A 23,917-nucleotide genomic window follows, 5' to 3' on the forward strand; every position below is an offset into this window, starting at 1 on the left:
GAAGTGGTTCGCCGCCCCAGGGCCCCGGGTCGGGGGCGACCGGCGGTCGATTATATCCGGCGGATGAGGTTCCCGCCACCGGAGGACGGCCGGCGGCCGGCTTCCTTCCGGTTCGGTCCGGCCAGGCGACGCAATGCCGAAGGATCAGGGGACGACTCAGGACTCAACGAATTGCGGAGGATCGATCCCGAACTTCCGGCTGGTCTCCTCGATCCAGGGGAGCACCGCGGGAGACACGGGTATGCCGTGGCGGACCCGGTGTTCGCAGGTCCGGTGCTCCAGCTCCCCGGGGATCAGGACCTGGTCTTGACCGGCTACGGTAGGTGTCCGGTGCAGGGTATCGATCAAGTCATCCATCATGGCCTTGAACCGGGCCGCCGGCTGGAACGCGGAAACGTCGATGGCCGCCACCCAGTGGTAATTCTCTCCGGCCACGATGCGGGGGCCGATGTTGCCGCCGGCCAGCACGCCGCAGAGAATCTCCACGATCAGTCCCAGCCCGTAGCCTTTGTGGCCGCCGTGGAGGAGACCTGCCCCGCCCAGTGGCAGGTGCGATCCGGACTGGAGACCGACGGTGGCATCCGTCAAGGGATCTCCTTGCTCGTCCACCATCCAACCTTCGGGCATCTTCTTCCTGGCCAGGTGGGAGAGATAGACCTTGCCTCCGGAGACCACGGTGGTGGCCATGTCCAGCTCGAAAGGGGGATGTTTCCCGGCAGGCGCCGCCATGCTCATGGGATTGGTGCCCAGACGCGCCTTGCGGCCGAAGGTGGGGACGGCGGCCGGCATGGTGCTGGTCATGGTGAGGCCGATCATGTCCTGGGCCACGGCCATGAGGGGATAGAAGGCGCACATTCCCAGGTGCGTGCTCCGGGTCACCGAGACCATGCCGATGCCGTGGGTGCGAGCCCGTCCGATGGCCAGCTCCATGGCTTCCCAGGCCGCCACCTGGCCGAAGCCCCAGTCGCCGTCCAGCAGCAGAGCGGCGCCCTGGTCCCGGAGGATCTTCAGGTTCGGCTTCAGGTTGATCTCTTGCAGGTTGGGCTTGACCTGCTCGATGCGGTCCAGGTAGGGCTGGACACAGACGAAGACCCCGTGCGTGTCGACCCCTCTCAGGTCGGCCTTGATCATGACCTCGGTGACCCGCTCCGCATCCCGGGGCGGAGTCCCCTTGGCCAGGAGTATCTGCTCGGTCCAGCGGCGGAGGGGTCCGGCGTGGACGTAGGTTTCAGATGCGGTCATGGTCCTGCCTCTTGCTTCTTCGACACTGTCGGCATCTTGGTCCCCCGGACTATGCGTTGGGCCACTGTCTCATGTCCAGAAGCCGCCGAGGAACCTCGATGACGGCTCGGTCGATCTCCTCCATGGTCTCCCGGCTCAACTCCCCTTGACCGATCCAAGCCAGGTTGTCCTCCAATTGTGCAAGGGTCTCAAGACCGGCCAGCACGCCGAGGACGCCGGGAAGGGATGCGACATAGCGAAGCGCCAGGGAGGCCAGGCCCTGGTCTCCCGCGATGCGGGCCAGACGGCGGCGGACGGGATGCAGATCCTGAAGAAAGTCGGGCAGGTCGTCATCGGACAGTCCCAGAACGCCCTGCAGATAGACGCTGCGGACAAACACCGAGATGCCCTGCCGCTCCGCCCGGACCGGGATCTCGCATTTCAGGAAACGCCGGTCCAGGACGTTCAGGGGAACCTGGATCGCTTCGATTCCCTCCAGGGACAGGGCCTCCAGCGCCTGTTCCGGTTCGTAGACCGAAACTCCCACGTGTTCGACGTAACCCTTCTCCTTCAGGGCCAGTGCGGCGTCCAGATAGGGCAGATCGTCGTAGCGGTGAAAAAGGCAGAGGGGCAACCGGTCCAGTCCCAGGTTTCGAAGCGCCCGGACGATCCCCCTTTCCAGAAACCGGTCGGGATGCTCGTCCCCGGATTGATGGACCCAGGGGAACTTGGTGATCACGAAGGCCCGGTCCCGCAATCCCAGGTCCTTCAGAGCCCGGCCCAGGACCATCTCCGACTCACCGTAGAGGGCCGCCGTGTCCAGGGCGTTCACGCCCCCCTCGAAGGCCCGTTCCAGGATCTTCAAGACGGCGCGGTAGGACGGCTGACCCACCTGGTTGGCGATGCCGTAGTCGTAGCCGAACTGGGCGGTTCCCAGCAGCAGTTGCGAAATCGTGTGTCCGTGAAACCTTACTGTCTTCATGGCGCCGCGTGCAGTCACCCCTCCTTGTGCTGGGTCTGAATGGTCAAGCCTTGCAGTCTCCCGGGGGGAATTCGAGTCGTCGCGAGGCTCAGCAGGTAACCCGTAACCAAAGTGACGACACTGCCCAGCGGGGCGTACCAGAGGAAGCTCATGGAGGTCCACTGGGCGGCCGCCACCACGGCGGCAACCCCGCAAACGGCGCCGATCACGACTCCGGGGGCCGTCGTCCGGGTCGAGAGCATGCCCAGCAGGAAGATGCCCAGCAGGCTCCCGGTGAAGAATCCGGCCAGGGTTTTGGAGGCGTTCAGAATGCCGGAGAAAAATGAGTCGACAAATAGGGCGCATACGGTGGCCACACCGCCCCAGAAGACGGTGAAGAGGCGGGACACGTGCAGATTAGTCCTCTCGTCGGCCTCGGCCCGAAAATAGCGCTGGTAGAGATCCTTCATCGTGGAGGTGGAGAGGGAGTTGATGGCGGAGTCGATGGTGGACATGGCGGCTGCGAACATGGCCGCGATGAAGACTCCCGAGATCCCTGCCGGGAGTTCGTGGACGACGAAATGGGGCAGGACGGCGTCACCCTTCAGTCCCTCGGCCAAGCGGGCCGGAAACTGCTGGTAGAAGACGTAGAGGGCGCCCCCGACGAAGAGGAGCAGCAGGGCGGCGGGGACGACCATGAATGCGTTCAGGATCATGGAATTGCGGCCCGCCCGGAGCGTCGGCGTGGTCAGGTACCGCTGCAGCGTGATCTGATCCGCTCCGTACATGGACAGATGAATGAAGAAACCGTTGATCAGTACCGCCACGAGTGTCACTTCCGCCCAACTGTTCCAACTGAGCTCGACGTGGAAGGGGCCTCCCTGGGAGGCCACCGCAACGATTTCTCCCAGGCCGCCGTCGACCCGGAGGATCAGGACGGCCGTCACGAGAATGAGTCCACCGAACAGGACAGCCGCCTGAACCACGTCGGTCCAGATGACCGCCTTCATCCCGCCCAGGAGGGTGTAGAGCGTCGCCAGACCGCCGATAAGCAATATGGTCCAGCGTAGCTCCATTCCGGTCACGGTGGAGAGGACCAGAGAGGGTGCGTAGATGACGACGGCCAGGTAGGTTCCCCTCAGGAAGAGGAAGAGCAGGCAGGATGCGAGCCGGACCGAGGGATCGAATCGGCGTTCCAGGTACTCATAGGCGGTGAAGACCCGGAGCCGGTGGTAGAAGGGCAGGAAAACCCAGATGACGATGGGGGTGACGATGGGAATGGTCACCAGGGTCAGTCCCAGGGTCAGATCGTTCTCGTAGACCCAGCCGGGGCTGCCCAGCAGGCTGATGGCGGAGAACAGGGTCGCGAAGATGGAAACCCCCACCGCCACCCAGGGCATACGCCGGCCGGCCAGGAAGTAGTCTTCGGTGTTGTGCTGTCCCCGGAAGAAGAAGGACCCCATCCCCACGACGAGGACGATGTAGAAGATGAGGACGGCGTTGTCGAGAGCTGTAAATCCCTGCAATCGGACCTCGAGCCTGCGGTTCTCAGTCCAGTCGGCACAAGACCTCGCGGCCTCGGACCTGCAGGCAAAAAGTAAGCGAACCCGCCATCCGCGCGGGCTGGACGGAGCCGACAATAAAGAGCCTCACAAAGACTGTCAAGAAGGGACAAATGCCGCGTCACGAGCGAGTCAGGCTGCCGGCGCAAATGACCGATGTTGGACCCGGTGGGTAGTTGGAATCCGCAATTGTCTCGGCCTCGACTGGAATCTCCCGTCAACGGACCAGTCTGAGATCTCTCGATTGGGAGCGCCAGGTATTCGATCAAAACAGCCTTCTGGGTTGCCGTTTCCTTGAGATGTCACCGGAAAGAACAGCCCCAGGAAAGAGTCTGGTTTGAAACTGCATCGAGTCGGCGATAAATTGATTGGAAGTACTCGCCGCCAGCGTGCTGTCGGCTCAGGGGCTGCTCTTCGGAGCGGCCCTTGCTTTTTCTGGCTGTATTTGTGAGAACCAGAGTCTACGTCGACGGCTTCAATCTGTACTACGGAGCGCTCAAGGGTACGCCGTTCAAGTGGCTCAATCCTGTCGCGCTTGCCTGCCGTCTACTCCCTGCGGGTTGCACCGTCGACAGACTCAATTACTTCACCGCCCGGGTATCAGGAAAATCGAACCCTCAAGCTCCAGCGCGTCAGCAAATCTACCTGAGAGCACTCAACACCCTGCCCGAAGTGAAGGTCCATTTTGGTAGCTTTCTGGCCAAAACGACCTGGCGCCCGCTCATCAATTTGCCCGTCGCCGACAGACGAATTCACACACCAAACCCGATTACGATACCGGCGGGTCATCACTTGGTGGGAGGACAGATTTTGCCTGTGGGCAACTATCCGATGCATGGCATCAACAAGAAAAAACGGAGGAAGAGATACAGATTGTTGTCAGATGCAGTGATCGCCGAGATCCATACGATGGAGGAGAAAGGTTCGGATGTGAATCTCGCGGCCCATCTCTTAAACGATGCCTGGAAAGGATTGTTCGAAGTGGCGGCCGTCATCTCGAACGATACGGATCTGGTGACACCTATCCGTATGGTGGCCATCGAGCGAAAGAAACCTGTATTTGTGATTTGTCCAGGGCGTTGGCAGATCGCCCCCAAATTGGCGAATGTTGCGAGCCATGTGCGGCACATCCGCCGAACGATGTTGAAAGCCTTGCAGTTTGCCAATCCTATTCCAGGAACGATGATCTCAAAACCGGCAGACTGGTGAGGTGGTGATTTATGGGTGGCGAGTCCCTGCGGGCACCTCGGAATGGTTGCCCAGCCACCGCTTCCGCCGGATCCGGATCCGATTCGGATCCGCACCGATCCTATCTTGACCCGTTACCGGGCCTGTGATTGACTCGCAAACCGGCCGCCGAAGCGGGGAAGGAGGGAATGGATTGATCGGTCCCCTGGATTCTCGAACCCCTCTGGTATCCGCATCTCCCGGACGTTCCGTCGATTCCGACCTGACTTGGGACTATCTGAACGCGGTCCAGTACCGGAGGCGACTGGCCACCGGCATGCCCCCCTTGATCATCTCCTGCGCCACCACCGGCGGCCATCAGAAGGCAGAGAATCCGGGCGTGCCCGTCACCGCGGGAGAACAGGCCGAAACCGCGCCGCAAGTGGCCGCTGCCGGGGCCCAGATCATTCACATCCACGGACGCGACCCCGAAGATCCCACCCGGGAGACCGACCGGGCCGAGCGGTACCTGGAGATCAACGCCCGGATCCGGGCCCAGGACCCGGACATCATCATCGACAACACGCAGGCGGTCGCACCCATCGAGTCCACGGACGACGAGTTGGGGGGGACGGTCTTCCGTTACGAATCGCTTCCGTTGGAGGCCCGTCCCGAGATCATGGCCCTCAATCCGGGTCCCATGACCTTTCGGGGCGGAGGAGATTCTCCCAGCGTGGTCCTGGCGACCACCTTCGATCACACTGAACGGGCGGCGCACGCGCTCCGGGAGCGGGGAATCAAGCCTCAGGTGTTCCTTTACCATCCGGGTCACCTGGATCTCCTGGAGTATCTGATCACCCGCGACGCGTTGGACGAGCCCTACTTCGTCCAACTGGTCTTCGGGCAGCAGAGCGGAATCCCGACGAGTCCCGACAACATCCTCTCCATGGTGCGGAACCTTCCTCCGGGTTGCGTCTTCCAGACCTGCGCCCTGGGACTGGAGGCGGTCCAGGTCAATACGCTGGCCATCCTGCTGGGAGGCCACGTGCGAACCGGCATGGAGGACTGCATCGACTATCAGCGGGGTGAACCGGCGCGCGGCAACGCCCAACTGGTCCGGCGCGTGGCCCGAATCGCCCGCGACCTGGGACGCCGGGTGGCCACGATTCAGGAAGCCCGGCAAATGTTGGGACTGGGACCGCCCAGCCAATACCCTTCGGCAACCTGAGGGAGGTGGGTTTCATGTCCGACTCTTTTCTGATCCGGAACGCACGGATCGTCGACGTCTCCGGCGGGTCTATCGAAGTGGAGCGGTCGGTCCTGGTTCGGGGGGATCGCATCGAGGCCGTGGGCCGGTTTCCAGCGTGGAGCGGGGCCACGATGGAGGCCGATAACCGGTATCTGTGTCCCGGTCTCATCGACTGCCACGTCCACTTCTTTTTGGATGCGGGGCCCGATCCCAGAGGATCGTACCTCCGGAGCGATGATGAGGAGCGGATGGTCACGGCGGAGAAGAACGCGCGGTTGGCCATCGAGGCCGGCATCACCACCATGCGCGATTGCGCCGCACCGGGACACCTCATGGTCCGGTTCCAGCGCCAGGTGGATGCGGGCGAAGTTCCGGGCCCCCACATCATCAGGTGCGGGTACGCGCTCATGCGCCCCAAGGGGCACTGTCATTTCCTGGGCGGCGAGGTGGCCACGGTCCGGGAATTGAGTAAGAGAATCGAGTGGAATCTGAGCCACGGGGCCGGATTCGTGAAGCTCATGGCCTCCGGCGGCGGTCTCACTCCGGGAACGGTTCCCCACGAGGCGGACCTGCCTTTGGAGATCATGAAGGCTGCCGTCCGGGAGGCCCACGCCAACGGCGTCCACATCACGGCGCATTGCCATGCCACCGACAGCATCCAACGGGGAATCGAGGTCGGGTTGGACATGATCGAGCACGTCAGCTATGTGGAGGCGCCGGGGCGGTACCGGTACGACGAGGAGTTGACGCACCAGATCCGGGACGCCGGCATCATCGTCAGTCCGACGGTCTACTCGGCGCTTCAGACGGCGCGGCAATTCCGCGCGGCGGGGGCGGCCCACAACCCCGGCGACGTGGCCGCCGTCGAGCGTCTGGAGGGGCGGTTGGTCAACACGGGGCATTTCCACCGCCTGGGCATGAAGATCATCGGGGGAACCGACTGCGGCGCCACCAACACTCCGTTCGACAGCTTGGTGGATGAGCTGGAGAGCTACACCGAGGCCGGCCTCACCCGGCATGAGGCCCTCCGCACGGTCACCGACATGGGCGCCGCCTACCTCGGGCTCTCTCGAGTGGGCCGGATCCAACCCGGTCATCGCGCCGACCTGACGTTGCTGGATAGCAATCCCCTGGAGGACCTGGAGGTGCTGAGGCGACCTCTCAAGGTCTACAAGTCGGGGATCCTCGTCCACGAGCAAAACGGCGGGGACCCGGCCTGATGGCCGGATCCGGCAGCTCCACGCTCCACGTCGTCGAGCTCACAGGAGACAGCCGGCAGCGGGGGCTTCAGCACGGCCGGCAGTTGAGAGATCCGATCCAGGCGGCGGTGGACTTCTATCGTCACTTCTTCAAGGAACACCTGGGATTGACTGCCGAGGGCATGGCCCGGCGCGCCTCGGCGTTCGTCGAACCGACGGCGCAACTCAATCCGCTCCTGATGGAGGAATACGAAGGCATAGCCGAAGGGTCCGGCCAACGGCTGGAGGACATCCTGGCCCTGACGGGGCGTTACGAGATCACCTTCGAACAGGTGGCCCTGGGGGACTGCTCCAATCTCTTCGTAGGACCGGAGCGCTCGCAAGACGGTCACACGCTACTGGGGCAGAGCTGGGACTGGCGGCCCGAGGTCATGGACTTCCGCGCCGTCCTGATCTCTCGGTGCGACGACCAGCCGGATCACGTCATGGTGACCGAGTGCGGTCAGCCGGGGAAGTACGGCTTCAACCAGGACGGCCTCGGCGTCGTTTCGGCCGGCCTGCGTTGCCGCGAGAAGGCGGCCACGGGCCGGCAGCTCTTCACCGTGCTGGGAAGAACGATCCTGGCTCAGACTGGGTTCGACGCGGCGTGCGAGGTGCTGGAGGAGAATGCGCCGCTGGCGACGGTGAACGTCCTGGTGGCCGACGATCAGGGCAGGGCAGCGGATTTCGAGGCCACGGCAGGAGGGATCTGCCGCCACGATCTGGGACGGGACGAGGTCTACTGGCACACGAATCACTGCCGGCACGTCCTGGAACCCAATCACTTCGAGAACAGCCGGGTTCGGGGTCTACGCTGGGAAAGACTCACCACCGCGCAGGGACCAGTGGAACCCTTGACAGTGCAGAATTGGCTGGCCGATCGGAGCGACGGAGGAAACTCCATCAGCCAGCATGCCGACCCGGACAAGGCCCACACCGCCAGTTGGCTCCAGACCCTCTGTGCCATCGCCATGGACCTGAACCAGCGCCAACTCTGGGTCAGCGACGGCCCGGCGTCGTTGAGTTCCTACCTGAAGATCGGTCTGGACTGAGACCGGACTGTGACCCGGATAGTCAGAAGCTGAGGAAGACGTGAGGTAGATCTCGCGAATGTTTCTACCTTCATTTTACACGGCGATTTTCAGGCCCGTGTGCCGCGCCAGTACGCCGAAATCGGAATCATTATTGAGAACGGGCACACCGGCCCGAATTGCGATCGCCCCAATCAAGCAATCAATCAACCGGCGCACGGTCTCTCCTTTCAGGCGACAGATCCGGTACAGCGTGGCCGCATCATCGTAGTGAGTTGGTTCAGTCGGCAAGACGGTTGCCCGCGCCAACAGGCGACGGAGATCGTTCAGGTGTCTTTCGTTGCGGGCGCCGGCAAGTACTTCCATGCGGATGGCATCACAGATGGCTATCTCTTCCTCGAGTAATGCGTCGACACGATTGCAGGTCGCCGAGCCCGTGTCGCGCAGGTACTCGATCCAGGCAGAGGTATCGACAAGTGTCATTGCGAGCGTCCGGCGCGCATCTCATCGAGGTCGCCTTCCCAACCAGATCCACGAAGACGCCGGGCCTCCTCCACGCTCAGGGGTTCCGCAGCAAGGGATCGGAGCGCAAAATTGATGGCCTCACGCTTTGTCCTCAAGTGGTAACGGCGCATGACTTCTGCACACGACACGTCGTCGATGTCTACGTTTGTGCGTGTCATACACCTATAATACACAATTAGTCCATGCCGTCGATGGACGTCCTTGATCAATCGGATCCAGACGCCTTGCTCGACGATTTTGGACCTGAACCTGCGTCAGGTCCCGGAGTGCGATGGACCCGCCTCAATGAATTCCTACCGGTAGTTCCGGTCAATATGTGGTGTGCGGCGAACTCCCACGATTGGCCCGTTAGATTCTTGGTCGATGTCCGCCGATTGCTGGAACTACACGCGGAATCACGTTAAAATACGTGACAAATAACGAGGTGCTTGAATGTTATTCCAGAATTTCGTGGAAGAACAGGTGTTTTCTCCGAATCTCATCGCGGCCGAACTCCGCACGACCAAGACCGAAATCGCGGGAACCTTGGGCCTCGGAAAGGACGCGTTTTCCCGTAGATCGCGGATCCGCGCCCGAAAAACGCAGGTTCGTTTGCGTCAGATGCTGGAGATTCTGAATCGGGTCGAGGTGGAGACCGGTTCGGCTCTCGCCGCTTATGCCTGGTTCAGGGCCGAACCGTTGCCGGGCTTCGGTGGCGCCACGCCGGATCTGTTGCTGCGGGAAGGCAAGGCCGACCATGTCCATGCCTATCTGGACCGGATCATGGCAGGTGGTTATGCCTGATTCGATCCCGTCGTGATGCGGTTCCGGGGAGTGGTTTACCGGGCGCACAACCCCGAATGGGCCTGGAAACCTCTCTCCGGCGAAGGCGCGCGCCGCCACGGCGGACGGTTTAACCGGCGCGGCGTTCCCGCGCTCTATACGTCTCTTTCCCCCCTGACGGCCATACGGGAGGCGCAACCGTTGGGCCGGCGCATGCAGCCTCTGACGCTTTGTGCCTACGACGTCGATTTGGAGCCGGTATTCGATTCACGGGATGGGGCCGTAAGGGCCGCACTTCAGGTAGACGATCACGAACTTGATTGCCGCTCGTGGGCGGCTCAAATGCTCGACGGCTCGGTGCCAGCCTCACAGGCTCTGGCTGATCGCCTGGTTTCAGATGGCTATGTTGGGATGCTGGTCAGGAGCTTTGCCGTGGCAGCCGGGCCCGGGGATATCAATCTTGTGGTTTGGAAATGGGGCTCCCAACGGCCGTGCCGTGTCGATCTGATCGACGATGAAAGTCGTCTTTCGACCAGCTCCCGATGAAGAGCTTGGAGTCGGGAAAGGTCATGGTCCATTGAGACGGGGGACCGTGGACTTCGCGATCATCCGTTTGTGTTCTGGCCAATCGGGCTCTTGATACCCCTTTTCACGGCTTTCGCACTCGGCATTGAACCGTCGCAGGTCCGCAAGCGTGAATGGTGCTGAACCCGTTGCCGCTACGAGCTTCTGCTCTGCGGCTTCTCTTAGCCAAGCGCTTAGGGACTTCTTCTCCCGTTGCGCTTGACGTTGATAGCGAGCCTTGTCCAACTCCGTCACGACAAAATCGATTCGTGCCATGGTGTTCCCGGTAGCACCCAATATACGCCACAGACGCGTCATGGTTTCAGAACTGATGGTGGCTTCTGAATCTGACATCCGGAAGTTATTCCTCAGTCGATGATCTGAACCGGCCCCGGTACACAAGGTAAAAGGGGGTCGGAAAGCTGTTATACTCCCTCCTCAAGGGGTTCGGAACACGATCAGAATGAGTTGGTTACAGGTAGGGAACTCGTCGCGTTGCGGCGAGGCCGGCAGTTATAGGCCTAGGCGACGATCTAGCGGAGTCTTTAGTCTGCCGGCGTTGGTCTTGGCGGTCAGCATTTCAAACCTTCTGGCCATTCAGGAAGAGTCTGCGCCCGATTTCGAGACCCACATTTTTCCCCTCTTCGAAGCTCACTGCCTGTCCTGCCATGGGGCGTCGCAACCGCAGGGCGAACTGGACCTGACGACCCATGAGACCACTCTGGAGGGCGGGAAAACCGGTCCCGCGCTGGTTCCCGGTTCACCGTTGGAGAGCTTGCTGCTGGAGAAGCTCCACTCTGGAGCGATGCCGATGGGAGCCGCCAGGCTGAGTGACGACCAGATTAACCTGGTCCGTCGCTGGATCGAAGACGGTGCCCGCCGCGCGGAAGCGGAGGCCGAGGCTGTTGCTGTAGCGGCTTCAAACGTGGTCGCCGGGCCCGAGACCGTGACCACCATCCTCAACGTCAAGTGTCTCCTCTGCCACGGCCGCCGCAACCAGGAGGGGGGCCTCGACCTGCAGACCCGGGCGAGTCTGCTCAAGGGAGGCGCCTCGGGATCCGCCATCGTCCCTGGAAAACCGGATGAAAGCCTGCTCATTCAACGGATCGAGAACTCCGACATGCCCCCGCTGAAGGATCAGGCCAGGCTCTCGGTGCGCGCCGTGACCTCGTCGGAGCTGGAACGCCTTCGGGCCTGGATCGCCGCCGGGGCGCCCTACGATGAGCGGAAGCCGGAGCCGGTCGTCGCTTCGTCGGACGCCCTCGTCAGCGACTCGGACCGCGAATTCTGGTCGTTTCGCACGCCGGTTCGGCCGCCGGTCCCGAAGGTTCAACACCAGGGTCGGGTTCGCACCCCCGTCGACGCTTTCCTTTTGGAAAAGCTGGAAGCAGAGGGACACACCCTGTCGGCCGATGCTCCGCCCCTGACCCTGCTGCGGCGGGCCTACTTCGACGTGACGGGATTGCCGCCGACGTCCGAAGCCGTCCAGGCCTATGAGGGCACGCCGGAAGCCTACGAGAAGCTGGTGGACGAACTCCTGGACTCTCCCGGATACGGCGAACATTGGGGCCGCCGCTGGCTGGACGCCGCCGGCTATTCCGACTCGGAGGGGCAGGTGTCGGCCGACGCGATTCGTCCCAATGCCTGGCGCTACCGCGATTATGTCATTCGCTCCCTCAACGCCGACAAGCCCTACGACCGCTTCCTGCAGGAGCAGATCGCCGGCGACGAGTTGTTCGACTACAAGGCGGCGAAAGAGCTGAGCCCCGAGCAGCGCGACCTGCTGGTGGCGACGGGATTCATGCGCATGGGTCCGGACGGGACCTACAGCGTCTCCCAGGCCTTCGTCCCTGAACGTCTGGAGGTTGTGGCCAGCCAGGTGGAGATCCTCAGTTCCTCGGTGATGGGGATCACCATGGCCTGCGCGCGCTGTCACGATCACAAATACGATCCCATTCCACAGCGCGACTACTATCGATTCAGCGCCATCCTGCGCTCCGCTTTCGATCCCTACGATTGGCTCTCTCCCAGCGAGACTCCCGTCGGCCCGGAGGCGGATTGGAACGACAGCAACATGCGCGTACTGCAGGGAGCGCCTGTGGAGGAGGTCCGGGAAGCCGACGAGGCCAACGCTCCCGTTCAGCGTGAGATCGAGGAAATCGAGCAGGCCTTCGAGGAGAAGGCGAACGTCCTGCGCCAGAAGCTCTTGAAGGAAAAGAGAGCCGCAATCCCGGATTTGGTTCGGGAAGAGGTGATCGCGGCGGAGAAGACACCGGTTCCGGAACGGACTCCAGTACAGGAGTACCTTGTCGAACGCTTTCGGGACCAGTTGCAAATCCTCCCCGAGGAATTGGAGAAGCGCTTCCCATCCTTCCAGAAGGTGGCCAAGGAGAAGAGGGATGCCGTCCAGGAGGTCAAGAAACGGCTCAAGGGGAATCCCAGGCTCCGGGCCCTGTTCGACATGGGTGGCCGGCCCACAGCAGTACACGTCCTGGGCCGGGGACAGTACCAGAACCCCCTGGAGCCGGTAGCACCGGGTATCCCCTCCGTCCTGGGCGTGGGTCTCGAGCCCTACCGGCTGGAAAAGCCGAAGTGGACGACTGACACGACCGGCCGTCGATTGGCCCTGGCCAAATGGCTCACGCAATCCCGGCACCCCCTCACCGCCAGGGTTCTGGTCAATCGCATCTGGCAGTACTACTTCGGCTCCGGTCTGGTGAAGACGGTGGGGAACTTCGGCCGCACCGGCGCCCCTCCATCGCACCCCGAGCTCCTCGACTGGCTGGCCACGGAATTCGTCCGGAGCGGTTGGAGCATGAAGGCGCTGCACCGGATGATCCTGACCTCCACCGCCTACCGTCAGAGTTCCCGCCGGAATCCCGGGATCGACGGCGACCCCGACAACCGTCTGCTCTCCTACTTTCCCATGCGCCGGCTGGATGCCGACGCCGTCCGCGACTCCATCCTGAAGGTGTCCGGGCGGCTGGACACGACACCGTTCGGCCCCCCCGATTCCATTGAGGAGAAAGCGGACGGAGAAGTGGTGGCCAAGGAGTCGAAGCAGGGATACCGGAGAAGCATCTACCTGATGCAACGGCGCTCGACCCCGGTCACCATGCTGGACACCTTCGACGCGCCCCAGTTGCGGCCCAACTGCCTGGTGCGGAACCGTTCCACCGTCTCGTCCCAAGCCCTGCAGTTGATGAACAGTCAGACGGTCCGGGCCAGTTCCCGTTTCATGGCGGGAAGAGTGATCGACACTGTCGGCCGTGACCCGGAGGCGCAGGTGAAGAGAGTCTACCTGGCCGCCCTGGGCCGTCCGCCGTCCCCGGAGGAACTGAATTGGAGCAAGTCGACGTTGGCGGACATGACTGAGGAATGGAAACGGGATCTGGACCAGGACCGTTCCCCCGAGCCTCGGCAGGGCAGGGCGCAATGGCTGGCGCTGGGCGCCTTCTGCCATACCCTGTTCAACACCGCAGAATTCCTCTACATCGATTGAGGAGCCTGAAGATGGACAACGTGACCGGAATGAGAGATGGGACTCCGAACCTGTCGAGCGCAGAGCTGCCGCGGAGAACTTTCTTCTCCCGGGTCGGAGACGGACTGCATGGCGCTGCCCTGGCATGGCTGTTGGGCCGGGACCTGGTGTCCGCCACACCGGCGCCGGACGGAGGCCGGAATCGGATCTACGATTTGCGGCCGCGCCAGCCCCACTTCGAGCCCAAGGCGACCTCCGTGATTCAGTTCTTCATGAACGGCGGGCCCAGCCAGGTGGACCTGTTCGATCCCAAACCCGCCTTGGAGCGTTACGCGGGCAAACCACCGGGACGGGATCTGGCCAGCACCATCGAATTCATCAACGAAGCGGGCGGATTCATGCCCTCGCCCTTCAAGTTCAAGCGGCGCGGCCAATCCGGTCTCCAAATGTCCAACATGATGCCGCACCTGGCCGAGCAGGTGGACGACATCGCCGTGATCCGCTCCATGTTCACCACCCACTTCAACCATGAACCGTCCATCTTCCTGATGCACAGCGGGCGGCCCTTCTCCAACCGTCCCAGCCTGGGGTCCTGGGTCGTGTACGGGCTGGGCAGCGAGAACCAGAACCTGCCGGCCTACGTGGTTCTGGACGATCCCAAGGGATTGCCCATCAACCACATCCAGAACTGGCACTCGGGGTGGCTTCCGCCGGTGTACCAGGGAACGAGGGTGCGCGCCAAGGGGACGCCGATCCTGAACCTGAAGGCGAAGAAGGAATACCCCGATCCGGTGAGGGACCTGGCCCGAACACTGCAGGGTCGCCTGGACCGGCGCCATCGGGACCAGCGCCCGGGTGAGACGGAACTACAAGCGCGAATCACCAACTACGAGTTGGCGGCCCGGATGCAGTTGGCGGCCAGCGACGCCCTGGACCTTTCCCAGGAGAGCGCCAAGACGCGGGAGATGTACGGCATCGGCCAAGAAGAGACCGACTCCTACGGGCGGCGCTGCCTGATGGCGCGGCGCCTGGTGGAACGGGGGGTCCGGCTGGTCCAGCTCTATATCGAGGGCCAGATCTGGGATACCCACCAGAACCTGGAGCAGATGCTCGCGTACGCCTGCGGCAAGACCGACCAACCGGTGGCCGCCCTGCTGAAGGACCTGAAGCAGCGGGGCCTGCTCGACTCGACGCTTCTGGTCTGGGGCGGGGAATTTGGACGGCTGCCCCTCTCCCAGAGCCGGCAGGGGAACCTGGCGGGACGCGACCATGGTCCTGCCGGATTCTCCGTCTGGCTGGCCGGCGGAGGAGTCAAGGGCGGCACCGTCCACGGCGCCACCGACGAGATCGGATTCCGGGCAGTGGAGAACCGGGTCAGCGTCCACGACCTGCACGCCACCATCCTGCACCAGCTCGGCTTGGACCACCGCCAACTGGTCATGGTCCGCGAGGGCCGCAGCGAGCGCCTCACCGACGAATTCCCGGCCCGGGTGGTGAAGGAGATCCTGGCGTAGAGTCGCCTGCAGCGACTGCTTCCGCACTCGGCGGAGTGGCTTGAACCTGTCTCCTTACTGTTTTACAGTTCTAGTAAGGAGATCGGTGCTATGGTCGTCAAGATCACTTCGAAGCGACAAGTTACTTTTCCAAAGCGGGTGCTGGAGGTCATGGGCGTGGGTCCGGGTGACCAGCTTGAACTGAACGAAGGGCCTGACGGTTTCACGATACGCCCGAGACGCGTCGACTATTCTCGCCTGGGGACATTACGCAACAGGATCCCGTCGGGACATCCGCCGTTCGATATCGAGAGCTTCAGGAATCAGGCGTATGACCCGGCGTTTCGGGATTGATACCTCGATCCTGGTCCGTCTCCTTACCGGACATCCGGAATCGGACTTTGAGTATTGCGTGAGCCGGCTGCGCCGTATGCTCAAACAAGGCTGTGAAATCTTCGCATCGAATCAGGTCATCGGGGAGGCGTATATTGCCGTGCAACACCACTACGGGGTGTCCAAGGCCGAGGCCCGCGCGGCGATGCTTGATGTACTGAGTAGTGGACTGGTCGCCCCCGAGAACGGTCGATCCGTCGTGGCAGCGCTCGAGGCGTCGGGTGGTCCTGGCCTGTTCGATCGGTTGATCGCAGATGATTACGCTCGAGCCGGTCTAGAGGTCCTTAGCTTGGACCGTAAGATGACAGGGCTGGACCAGGTCCGTCTACTGTAGATGGGAGCCGTGCCTCCCGGACGACAGGAACCTGCAAGAGTGAACCCGCTGAGACGTATCCGCAGCCGAATCTTGTCCCATGGTTCCATCAGATCATAGTGAGCGGGTCTATGATGTCGGACCCGTGGTGGACGCCCTGGACCGCGCATTCCATGGGGACCGGGAGGCTATCGTTGGATTTCTGAACCGGCCACACCCTCTCCTGGATGGTGAGACGCCTTTCGACATGACGCGATCCAGTTCGGCCGGTGCGGCAGTAGTATTGAAACTCATCCGTCGCGCCGAGGCCGGATTTGCTCTCTGATGCATCCGTGAGTGCTGCCGGAAACGATGCGGGCGTACCGGATCGGCGACCCTTCGGGACAGTTCTCGGTGTGGAGCACGGATGGCGCCAAGCGTACGGCCGGAAGATGGCATGAGGCAGGCGCGGAAGTCATCTATGCGTCGGAGAACTATTCGACGGCGATGCTGGAAACGACGGAAGAAACGGGGACAGTCACATTCTCGCGCGCTCTATATCGAGGGCCAGATTTGGGATACGTGCATCTCAAGCCACGGCTTGGAACCGTTCGAACCGCTGGGCGAGGCGGTCTCTATCCGGTCGATCCTGGATCCGTCTCGGCAGGTTAATGGTTCCGCCATTAAGTCCCTTTAAGGCTTCCAGGACCGGGCCGTCCTTCAGGTCGAGCAGTCGGTCAGAGACATGCAGTTGGTAATCCGGGTCGATGCCGATCAGATGTGCATCAAAGGCGGCATGATGGATTTTAGATAGCGGGATGCCGTTCGGAATCACGGGCTGTCCCAGGTGCTCGTCCTTGTCCGAGATGATATGCGCGGCGTCCAATAGCAGGGGTTCGGACAACCCCGAAAATGCGCATCTGTCGTTATAGGCACTGATAACGGCTTCCCGAAACGATACTTGGTGCAGGCGGTGTTTGACAGTCCGCAGAGCATACCGTCGTTCCAGAGTAGTTTCCGGTGGTTCCAATGATTCTTGTTCGGGGATTCCGAATGAAACGCTGGCGTTCAATGCATCGGGGTCCCAACCGGAGATAAATGCCGGCACGATGGCCTGATAGCGGCCGGGAGCTATTCCGAGAAAATAGATTACGGGTATCCGGTTCTCGAATGCTTCCCGTAGCCAGCGATTGTCCGCAGCCTCAGGATTCCGTCCCATGAAAGCGTAGTCGATGGTCTCGTCTCCTTCGTAGATCTGGCGGTGAACCTGCCGTTGATCGTCGTACCAGACCCGGCCGCCAGGCTTCGGAAAAACGGTCCTGATTGAAAGCAAGAACCGCATCTGCCTGGGCTTGAAAATTCCCCGTTGCGGATTGACCAATGGAATCCGTTTGTTCTCGAAAACCAGACCGGGCTTCAACTCTTTAGCGGTCAGTTGACCGTGGACCTCTTGCAGTCTTCGAACATGTTCGAAGGCCGCTATGCGAATCGCGGTGTCACGGTCACTTTGGGCCATATTAATCCCGCTCAACCTCTGAAACAGTGGTCGTTGTGCCATGCCAAGGCCCGGGAGGCGGGGCGTAGCTCCGGTTTCTGTGGGACTGCAATCCTTTTTCCATGAAGTGCGTAGTAGTCCCTGCCGTTCTCGAACTCTTCCCGAATGCGACGGCTGACTTCGAAGTGGAGATCAGGAGAGACCGTAACGTAACCCCTGTCGAATAGCCGGTGAATGTCACTGCGAAGCAGCAGTCCGTTGGGTGGCTCGTGCTTGCCGCCGTCGCGATAGGGTCGAATATGGGCGGCATCCAACGCGGGCAAAGTCCGTTCCCGTGTAACTGCACATCGGCGCGCATAAATTTCGGTCACGACCACGCGAAATGCCCCTTGGCCGAGCCGCGGCTGAATAATCTGGGGGTTGCCGTATCGTGAGCCTGGCTCCGCGATTCCACTTGGCGTTAGTTTGTTCAGCCGTTCATTGATGTCGTTCCAAAGCTGGAGGCCCTCAATATCGGCAGTGTTGTAGGTTTTTAGGGCTACGATGTTGGGGGACCAGCTCTTCGGCGCCGGAATCCAATCGGATTCGTCGAAAAAGAAGGGTTGGGTCAGAATACGGCAACCGATGTCAAAGTCACTGTGACCATCGGTCACCGTTCTTCGATACTTGGCAATGCGAAACCGCATTTGCCGCGCGGAACGCGCCCCGTTAGCTTCCCCAAATGCTTCCCAAGCAAGTGAGCATGGGAGTGTGCTGGCGTACGCGAAAATCCCACCGCCGACAATTACGTTTCTGGGGGCATGTAACTTGAAGAGGAAGAACTCGCCTTGTTGGAGGGCTCGAAAATTCTTGGGTGAGGGGGACCAGAAATTGACTTCCGGAAGATCAGGTTTTCGGCGGAGCATCTCGAACCAATCGTCGTCTGTAACAGCGACAACGAGTTTGATGCCCATTAGAGTCTATCTCTGTCCCATAAGTTGCACACGAGCAAATCCAGCATAACTTTCTAACAATTTAGTAAATTAACGGATATGGACGCAAGTGTATGTTCGTAATATCCAGTTTCGGGTTATGGTAATTTTTGCCTCATTTTAGGCTGAGATGTTAATTGTCCGGGATTCGGAAACGTGGATAAAAACACTCACCGGCTGGCGGCAACCAACATCGGATGATCCAAAGTATCCCCATTGGCCTGGAATCCGTGTCCGTCAGTATCCACGTAAATTGGATTCGTGAACGCCACCGGGTGCATCTTTGACTCGGGGCTCCGGCCCCAGCCTTTCTCCAGATTGGAGTTCTCGCCGGTGGCCACCACGATCAGGTGGGTGTCCCGCTCCAGTTCCACCTGGATCTCTTCGTCGAAGTTCACGACTCCATTCCGGAACATGCCGGGATGAGTATTACGCGTGTAGTTGTACCGTGGGTCCTGGCGGCTGTTGACCAGAACCTGGACCCGGTCGACGTCCAGCCAGTTGGGCGTCTGTACTCGGACCTTCAGGACCACCGACCCCTCTGAGATCACGCTGGACCCGATGGGCAGCCCATCCCCGGTCTCGACGTGCAGGAAGGGCCCGTTGGTGATCATCATGCGTCCCGCCTTGGAGTTGGCGATGACCTCCGCCGTATCGATCTTCCCTGGATCGTCGGTCGAACTGGGCACGTAGGTCCTCCAATTTCCCACGCCGTTTCCGCCGAAGACCCGGTGGGCGTCGCTCACGGCGACGCACCACATGTGGCGTCCCTGGTTCAGCATCTGGAGCCAGCCGAAGGTCCGGTTCTCCCGTTGGGCGATCCCGCGCCGGTTCCGCACCGGATATGTGGGGTTCGGGTTCAGGATCTCGGCGCTCCAGATCTCGGCCGCGTCGATGAGTTCTTCGAAACCGACGAATCCTCCATCGCCCCGGCCGTCCCGGTCCCGGTCGTTGAAGACGTAACCCACGGTCGGGTGATTGGCCTGGACCCAGCGGTCGGGTCCGCCGCCGAATATATTGCGCAGGACGATGGCGTTGAGGCGGGGGTCATACTGCCAGACCGGAGCACCGCCGTCCTGGGTCAGCGGCGAGTACTTGAGGGGGAAGGAGTTGAAGTGCTGACCCTGCCCCGTGAGCTCGATACCGGGAACGGTTCGCAGCAGATCGGACAGGCCCAACTCGTCGATGTAGGGCTGCCAGTCGTAGATGCGGTTGTGTTCCGTGGCCGGGATGAACTCCAGTTGCTCGGCGGCGAAGTTGATGATCCGGTCGTAGGTGTTGCAGTGGTTGTCGCCGCTGGGAGAGGAGTGGGCGTGGTAGTCGGTGCTGATCCAGCCGGTGGTGTCCACGGAACGTTCAAGAGTAGCTTCCACCGCCACGGTCTCTCCCGCGGGGACGGCAACCCGGCGTTCCACCAGGTTGAACTCGGGCCCCCGCGTGATCCGGATCAGGTAGTCGCCCGCAGGAACCTGCTGAGTGAAAGCTCCGTCGTGGGAGTGGTACTGGTGATCGCAGCCATGGGCCCGATAGTCCGTGCCGAAGTTGGGCGTTTCGGTCCCGTCGACACCCAGAAACTGGACCTTGGCCGGGGACGGATTGCCCCGGGAGTCCCGGACCCGGAAGCTTATAGCCGAGGCCACCGGCGGGGACAGGTCTAGATTGGCGGTCTTTCCTGCCGATACCTGGAGGTTCAATTCCTGATCGGGCCGTCCCAGGTCGGTGAAACGGATCGAATGATTCCCTGGAGGAAGCGGGAATGAAAACCGTCCTTCCGCATTGGGATAGAGGGGGAGATCGGTTCCACCGACGTTGAACAGCAGAGAGGATCGAATGGCCGGGTTCCCACTCTGGTCCACGGCGCTCCCCGTCACAGTCCCGGTCGGGCTCAGGACGGACGCAACCTGACCGTAGGCGGCCAGGGGGCTGTCCGCCACCGCCAGTGCAATCCCGAACTTTTTCTTTTCCCCAGGCCCCAACTCGACCTCTGCATCCAAGCTGGACAGCCCCTCCCTCTCCAGAGGCGCCCAGGCGTAGGATCGTTTGTCGAACGGATCGATGCTGTCGGCGACTCGAATCGCGCCGGCTTCCCACGTTGTTGAGAACTGAGCGAGGCGCTCGTATGCCGGTGGTGATTTCCAGACCGGTTGCGGCTGAATCTTCCGGGCCTCGCCGGACTGATTGTGAAACGTCGAAAGGATCTCGACATGCTGCCACTCCGGCGCCAACCGGTAGACGTGGCGCTGGTAGAGTCCGTCCCCGCTGGCCGCCGTGCGGACGGTTTCGATCTCGGCCCGGCCGCTGCTGCCGTCACTCACGATCCGGACGTAGCTGACGGGACCGGAAAGGTGTCCGGGCCGGAACGAGGTGATCTGGTCGTTGCCGGCGCCGGCCAGATCCAGGTCGAACAGAGTCCCCGGAATAATTTTGTACCGGTCATGCATCATGTTGGCCCGGCGTTCGGGCAGGTTTCCCCCAATGAGGGCGTGGATGCGATCGTTCCGAAGCACGAAGTCGCCGATGATGCCGTCCGCTTCCTTGCCGGCCGGCAGAAGATCCGTATTGTGCCGTCCGATCTCGACGGCTTCGGCTCCTCCTTTCTGGGCGACGAGAATGGCTGCCAACCACACGGCCATGCCGGCAACGAAGAGCAGCGGGATTCGGGGAAGACGCGAAAGTATCGAGGAGTTTGTAGACATGACGCCAATTATCCGGCGTTTGGCGTCAGAATCAAGTATGGAGAACGTCAAACAGTTGAGAATATTGCAGTTGTGACGATTGGGGTATGGCCGCCCCGGATGTGGTAGCCTGTGCCGGTTTCAAATATGTCCGTATTTCGTCCTGATTCCCCGATAAAGCGCCGGAGTTTCCTGAAAAGGGCCATGGCTGGGTATCTCCTGGCGCCCGGAATCCCGGTTCTCGCCGAGTCTCCGCTGACACTGTCCCGCGAGCATGTCAAGGCGGTTCACCGCAAGCGCCGGATCGTCATGATGCAGGACGCCTACGGCGACGGCCACGGAGCGACTCCTTTTGGGGGCGATTTCGCCTCCTGGCTCCGCTACCGGTTCTCCTATCTGGACGAGCTGGAGACCCAGATCGACGCCATCTGGTGGGACATGGCCGCCCTGGCCGTCTATCCCAACCAGGGATTTCCGGCGGACGTCCAGGCGCGTTACGATGCCTTGGCCGCCGCAGGGACCGACCCTCTGAAGGCGCTGGTGGACGGTACCCACAGCCGGGGGCTGGAAGCCTTCTTCAACCACCGGATCAGCGAGGTGGAGTTGGACGGCAAGACCTTCCGGCTGAAGTCCGAGAACCCCGACTGGGTGATTCCTACCTGGTGGCCCCACGGCATGTGGAATCTGGCGGCCCCGGGACTGCAGGACTTCAAGCTCAGGAATTTGCGCTATCTGGCGGAGAATTACGACTTCGACGGCCTTCAGATCGACTTTGCCCGGCACACGCCCATCCTGCCCCCCGGGCGGCAATGGGAGCTGCGGGGGCGGGTCACGGATTTCATCCGCCGGGTCCGGCTCATGCTCCTGGGTGTCGCGAAAAAACGCGGCCGTCCCTTCCTCCTGGCGGTGAGAGTGCCCAAGAGCGTCGAAGGCGCCAAGGTGGACGGCTTCGACCTGGAATCGTGGGCTCGGGGCCGCCTGGTGGACATCTTCACCATCGGCACCCGCTCCCAGGAGGTGGACGTGGCCTCCTTCCTGGCCATCGCAAAGGGCCGGGACATCAAGGTCCAGCCCTGCTGGGACGACCACCACGCTTCGGACGCCTACCAGTGGCAGCCCATCGAGTTCCTGCGCGGCGTGTACAGCAACTGGTGGCGCCAGGGCGCCGACAGCGTGGTCACCTGGAACTGGAGCAACGCGACGCGGAAAACTTGCGTGCGTATGGGCATCCGTCCGGGTCCCGGCTCCCACGGCCAGGGGTATCGGGAGCTGGGAAGCCTGGAGAGCATGCGCCTTCGGGACAAGATCTTCGCCCTGGACCGGCGCGGGGCCTTTCCCTGGGCGGAAGGTTTCTTCAGCCGGAACGCCGATGCCCGCTTGCCGTTCCGCCTGAAGGAGGGAGGGAAACCGGTTCGTCTGGATCTCAGGATCGAAGAGGCCGTGGCGGCCGCGTCTGATCGCGTCGACTCCCTCAAGCTCCGGATCGTGCTTTTCGGCGCCGGACCGGAGACGATGGTCCGGGCCCGTTTCAACGGCGGCGCCCTGACTCCGGTCCTCAGGGATGCCGAGTGGAAGGATGTCCAGATTTTCTCGCCCCGTCCCCAACCCAATTCGGGGAGGGCGGCAAGGCAACGCGTCGACCCGGACCAGAGGCTGCTCAGGATCGAATACGAACTCGATCCCAGCACCTGCAGGGTCGGCCTCAACACCACCGAGTTGGCCCTTTCGACTGAAGGGGCAGGCGAGGTGGTCAAACTGGAGAAGGTGGAGGTCCACCTCAACTATTCATGAAAATCAGAATTGCGACTTGCCAATTTCCCGTGACCAGCGACATCCGGAGCAACCTGGGCTATGTGAAAAGACAGATGAAGGCGGCCCGCGACAAGGGAGCCGACCTGGCCCATTTTTCCGAGTGCTGCCTCGGCGGCTATGCCGGTGTCGACCTGCCTTCTCTTGAGGGTTACGACTGGGACCTGCTCCAGCGTTCAGCTCGGGAAGTGACCGAACTGGCCCGGGAATTGGGTCTGTGGGTGATCCTGGGGTCGAACCATCGCCTGAGCGGCGGTCATCTTCCGCACAACAGCCTCTACCTCATCGATCCCCAGGGGAGGGTCGTGGACCGTTACGACAAGCGGTTCTGCACCGGTTCCAGGACCCAGGTCCAGGATGACCTGAGCCACTACAGTCCGGGCAACCGGTTCGTGGTCTTTGAAGTCAACAGTGTCCGTTGCGGCATCCAGATCTGCCATGACTTCCGCTATCCGGAGCTTTACCGGGAGTACAAGCGGCGGGAGGTTCAGCTGATGTTCCACTCCTACCACAACGGCGGAATGACGCTGGAGCACAAGCGGAAATATCACGACGTCTGGAAGGTGCTGGTGCTCGCTACCATGCAGACTTACGCCGCCAGCAACTACATGTGGATCAGTGTCAACAATACGACGCGCCGCCACAGCAGCGGCTCGAGCTTCGTTGTGCAGCCGGACGGTCTGATCGCCGGGAGGCTGCCGCTGCACCGTGCGGGAGTCCTGATATCGACCATCGATACCGAAGCGCCCTTTTACGACGCGTCGAAGGAATGGCGGTCCCGGGCGATGCGTGGCGTGTTCCACAGCGGCACGCCGGTGGACGATCTCCGGTCCAAAGACCGGACCTGCCTATGACCGGTTCCGTTGGTTTGTGACAGACAACGGAAACGCGGGCGTCTCACTCGAACTCCCGTTGGATTCAGCACCCAGGTTTTCTCAGCGGATTTTTGGAGTCAGACTTTCCTCGCGCTTCCGGCAGCTTTGAGGATGGCGTTTGCCGTGTGGCGGCTCTTCAAGTTTCGAGGAATC

The 23,917-nt window shown here is 61.8% G+C and carries 21 protein-coding genes; 12 read left to right on the forward strand and 9 right to left on the reverse strand.

The window, feature by feature from the left end:
- Positions 1-156: 156 nt before the first annotated feature.
- Genes OXT71_16060 through OXT71_16070 form a run of 3 tightly spaced genes read right to left on the reverse strand, consistent with a single transcriptional unit; the run spans position 157 to position 3,708 of the window.
- Positions 157-1,242, reverse strand: a complete 1,086-nt coding sequence (locus OXT71_16060; protein ID MDE2927911.1) for an Ldh family oxidoreductase — start codon at positions 1,240-1,242, stop codon at positions 157-159.
- Positions 1,243-1,291: 49 nt separating this feature from the next.
- Entirely contained in the window at positions 1,292-2,203 is a 912-nt protein-coding gene (locus tag OXT71_16065) for an aldo/keto reductase (GenBank protein MDE2927912.1), read from the reverse strand.
- Between the two features lie 14 nt (positions 2,204-2,217).
- Entirely contained in the window at positions 2,218-3,708 is a 1,491-nt protein-coding gene (locus OXT71_16070) for a sodium/solute symporter (GenBank protein ID MDE2927913.1), read from the reverse strand.
- Between the two features lie 462 nt (positions 3,709-4,170).
- Here OXT71_16070 and OXT71_16075 point away from each other — a divergent pair, with 462 nt between their 5' ends.
- From OXT71_16075 to OXT71_16090, 4 genes are all read left to right on the forward strand, one after another.
- Positions 4,171-4,953, forward strand: a complete 783-nt coding sequence (locus tag OXT71_16075; GenBank protein MDE2927914.1) for an NYN domain-containing protein — start codon at positions 4,171-4,173, stop codon at positions 4,951-4,953.
- 172 nt (positions 4,954-5,125) lie between these two features.
- Positions 5,126-6,139 carry a 3-keto-5-aminohexanoate cleavage protein gene (locus OXT71_16080; protein ID MDE2927915.1) on the forward strand — a complete coding sequence of 338 codons (1,014 nt, stop codon included), beginning with the start codon at positions 5,126-5,128 and terminating at the stop codon, positions 6,137-6,139.
- Between the two features lie 14 nt (positions 6,140-6,153).
- Positions 6,154-7,380, forward strand: coding sequence for an amidohydrolase family protein (locus tag OXT71_16085; protein ID MDE2927916.1), 1,227 nt, complete (start codon positions 6,154-6,156; stop codon positions 7,378-7,380).
- Complete coding sequence (locus tag OXT71_16090) at positions 7,380-8,450, forward strand: C45 family autoproteolytic acyltransferase/hydrolase (GenBank protein MDE2927917.1); 1,071 nt, start codon at positions 7,380-7,382, stop codon at positions 8,448-8,450. Before OXT71_16085 ends, OXT71_16090 begins: the two co-directional genes overlap by 1 nt.
- Positions 8,451-8,525: 75 nt before the next feature.
- On the opposite strand, the gene OXT71_16095 is transcribed toward OXT71_16090, so the two are convergent.
- Positions 8,526-8,912 carry a PIN domain nuclease gene (locus tag OXT71_16095; protein MDE2927918.1) on the reverse strand — a complete coding sequence of 129 codons (387 nt, stop codon included), beginning with the start codon at positions 8,910-8,912 and terminating at the stop codon, positions 8,526-8,528.
- Positions 8,909-9,112 carry a type II toxin-antitoxin system VapB family antitoxin gene (locus OXT71_16100; protein MDE2927919.1) on the reverse strand — a complete coding sequence of 68 codons (204 nt, stop codon included), beginning with the start codon at positions 9,110-9,112 and terminating at the stop codon, positions 8,909-8,911. Before OXT71_16100 ends, OXT71_16095 begins: the two co-directional genes overlap by 4 nt.
- A gap of 274 nt (positions 9,113-9,386) precedes the next feature.
- On the opposite strand from OXT71_16100, the gene OXT71_16105 reads away from it, so the two are divergent.
- Both OXT71_16105 and OXT71_16110 read left to right on the forward strand, forming a co-directional pair.
- Positions 9,387-9,737, forward strand: coding sequence for an MbcA/ParS/Xre antitoxin family protein (locus tag OXT71_16105; protein ID MDE2927920.1), 351 nt, complete (start codon positions 9,387-9,389; stop codon positions 9,735-9,737).
- A gap of 15 nt (positions 9,738-9,752) precedes the next feature.
- Positions 9,753-10,262 carry an RES domain-containing protein gene (locus tag OXT71_16110; protein MDE2927921.1) on the forward strand — a complete coding sequence of 170 codons (510 nt, stop codon included), beginning with the start codon at positions 9,753-9,755 and terminating at the stop codon, positions 10,260-10,262.
- A gap of 21 nt (positions 10,263-10,283) precedes the next feature.
- Here the strand turns inward: OXT71_16110 and OXT71_16115 are convergent, their stop codons facing one another.
- The gene (locus OXT71_16115) at positions 10,284-10,634 is read right to left on the reverse strand and encodes a hypothetical protein (GenBank protein ID MDE2927922.1); all 351 of its coding nucleotides are present in this window, start codon (positions 10,632-10,634) and stop codon (positions 10,284-10,286) included.
- Positions 10,635-10,845: 211 nt separating this feature from the next.
- On the opposite strand from OXT71_16115, the gene OXT71_16120 reads away from it, so the two are divergent.
- The 4 genes from OXT71_16120 (at position 10,846) to OXT71_16135 (ending at position 15,981) form a co-directional block, all read left to right on the forward strand.
- On the forward strand, positions 10,846-13,782 hold the full coding sequence (locus tag OXT71_16120) for a DUF1553 domain-containing protein (GenBank protein ID MDE2927923.1): 2,937 nt from the start codon (positions 10,846-10,848) through the stop codon (positions 13,780-13,782).
- Positions 13,783-13,793: 11 nt separating this feature from the next.
- A complete protein-coding gene (locus OXT71_16125; GenBank protein ID MDE2927924.1) occupies positions 13,794-15,275 on the forward strand; it encodes a DUF1501 domain-containing protein in 1,482 nt (493 codons plus the stop codon).
- A 90-nt stretch (positions 15,276-15,365) separates the two neighbouring features.
- The gene (locus OXT71_16130; GenBank protein ID MDE2927925.1) at positions 15,366-15,608 is read left to right on the forward strand and encodes an AbrB/MazE/SpoVT family DNA-binding domain-containing protein; all 243 of its coding nucleotides are present in this window, start codon (positions 15,366-15,368) and stop codon (positions 15,606-15,608) included.
- Positions 15,586-15,981, forward strand: a complete 396-nt coding sequence (locus OXT71_16135) for a hypothetical protein (GenBank protein MDE2927926.1) — start codon at positions 15,586-15,588, stop codon at positions 15,979-15,981. Before OXT71_16130 ends, OXT71_16135 begins: the two co-directional genes overlap by 23 nt.
- A 547-nt stretch (positions 15,982-16,528) precedes the next feature.
- On the opposite strand, the gene OXT71_16140 is transcribed toward OXT71_16135, so the two are convergent.
- The 3 genes from OXT71_16140 to OXT71_16150 form a co-directional block, all read right to left on the reverse strand.
- On the reverse strand, positions 16,529-17,455 hold the full coding sequence (locus OXT71_16140) for an HNH endonuclease (GenBank protein MDE2927927.1): 927 nt from the start codon (positions 17,453-17,455) through the stop codon (positions 16,529-16,531).
- An 11-nt stretch (positions 17,456-17,466) separates the two neighbouring features.
- The gene (locus OXT71_16145) at positions 17,467-18,387 is read right to left on the reverse strand and encodes an HNH endonuclease (GenBank protein MDE2927928.1); all 921 of its coding nucleotides are present in this window, start codon (positions 18,385-18,387) and stop codon (positions 17,467-17,469) included.
- A gap of 188 nt (positions 18,388-18,575) precedes the next feature.
- Entirely contained in the window at positions 18,576-21,101 is a 2,526-nt protein-coding gene (locus OXT71_16150) for a CehA/McbA family metallohydrolase (protein MDE2927929.1), read from the reverse strand.
- A 183-nt stretch (positions 21,102-21,284) separates the two neighbouring features.
- Here OXT71_16150 and OXT71_16155 point away from each other — a divergent pair, with 183 nt between their 5' ends.
- Positions 21,285-22,871, forward strand: a complete 1,587-nt coding sequence (locus tag OXT71_16155; GenBank protein MDE2927930.1) for a hypothetical protein — start codon at positions 21,285-21,287, stop codon at positions 22,869-22,871.
- Positions 22,868-23,743, forward strand: a complete 876-nt coding sequence (locus tag OXT71_16160) for a carbon-nitrogen hydrolase family protein (GenBank protein MDE2927931.1) — start codon at positions 22,868-22,870, stop codon at positions 23,741-23,743. Before OXT71_16155 ends, OXT71_16160 begins: the two co-directional genes overlap by 4 nt.
- Positions 23,744-23,917: the final 174 nt, after the last annotated feature.

The sequence above is a fragment of the Acidobacteriota bacterium genome (genome assembly GCA_028874215.1).
Taxonomy (GTDB): domain Bacteria; phylum Acidobacteriota; class UBA6911; order RPQK01; family JAJDTT01; genus JAJDTT01.